The sequence below is a fragment of the Streptomyces sp. CNQ085 genome (assembly GCF_022614595.1).
Classification (GTDB): domain Bacteria; phylum Actinomycetota; class Actinomycetes; order Streptomycetales; family Streptomycetaceae; genus Streptomyces.
This window is the reverse complement of the sequence record NZ_JAJFAU010000181.1, coordinates 1-1,271: the sequence shown is the minus strand read 5'-3', so window position 1 is coordinate 1,271 and position 1,271 is coordinate 1. Positions and strand designations below refer to the sequence as shown.

The window sequence follows — 1,271 nt, the reverse complement described above, 5'->3', positions numbered from 1 at the left end:
GTGCGGTGGAAGGGGATGGCGGTGGCCATGCCCTCGACGGTGAACTCCGCCAGCGCCCGGGCGGCGCGCTGCAGGGCCTGGGCCCGGGTGGCGCCGGTGACGACCAGCTTGGCCAGCAGCGAGTCCCAGGCCGGGCCGATCACACTGCCGGACTCCACGCCGGCGTCCAGGCGCACGCCCGGGCCGGTGGGCGGGTCGAACCTCGTCACGGTGCCGGGGGCGGGCAGGAAGTTCCGGCCGGGGTCCTCGCCGTTGACGCGGAACTCGAAGGAGTGGCCGCGCACCGGCGGGTCGTCGTAGCCGAGCGGTTCGCCGTCGGCGACGCGGAACATCTCGCGGACCAGGTCGATGCCGGTGACCTCCTCGGTGACCGGGTGCTCGACCTGCAGGCGGGTGTTGACCTCCAGGAAGGAGATGGTGCCGTCCTGGCCGACGAGGAACTCGCAGGTGCCGGCGCCGACGTAGCCGGCCTCCTTCAGGATGGCCTTGGAGGCGCGGTACAGCTCGGCGTTCTGCCCGGCCGTCAGGAACGGCGCGGGGGCCTCCTCGACCAGTTTCTGGTGGCGGCGCTGCAGGGAGCAGTCGCGGGTGGAGACGACCACCACGTTGCCGTGGGTGTCGGCCAGGCACTGGGTCTCCACGTGCCGGGGCCGGTCCAGGTAGCGCTCCACGAAGCACTCGCCGCGGCCGAAGGCGGCCACCGCCTCGCGCACCGCGGAGTCGTACAGCTCGGGGACCTCCTCAAGGGTGCGGGCGACCTTCAGACCGCGCCCGCCGCCGCCGAAGGCGGCCTTGATGGCGATCGGCAGGCCGTGCTCCTTGGCGAAGGCGACGACCTCGTCCGCGCCGCTCACCGGGTCGGGGGTGCCGGCCACCAGGGGGGCGCCGGCGCGCTGGGCGATGTGGCGGGCGGCGACCTTGTCGCCCAGGTCGCGGATGGCCTGCGGAGGCGGACCGATCCAGGTCAGCCCGGCGTCGATGACGGCCTGGGCGAACTCGGCGTTCTCCGACAGGAAGCCGTAGCCGGGGTGGACCGCGTCCGCGCCGGAGTCGGCCGCGGCCTTGAGTACCTTGTCCATGTCCAGGTAGCTGGCGGCGGGAGTGTCACCGCCGAGCGCGAAGGCCTCGTCCGCCACCCGCACGTGGAGCGCGTCCCGGTCCGGGTCGGCGTAGACGGCCACACTCGCGATCCCGGCGTCCCGGCAGGCCCGGGCGACCCGGACAGCGATTTCACCGCGATTGGCGATGAGCACCTTGCGCACGATGGCTTC

1 protein-coding gene is annotated in these 1,271 nt (G+C 73.6%); it reads right to left on the bottom strand.

Translation table 11 applies throughout. The features are described from left to right. Window positions 1-1,262: acetyl/propionyl/methylcrotonyl-CoA carboxylase subunit alpha (locus tag LJ221_RS21800; protein WP_241718436.1), on the bottom strand; the 1,262-nt coding region annotated here is incomplete at its 3' end. Window positions 1,263-1,271: the final 9 nt, after the last annotated feature.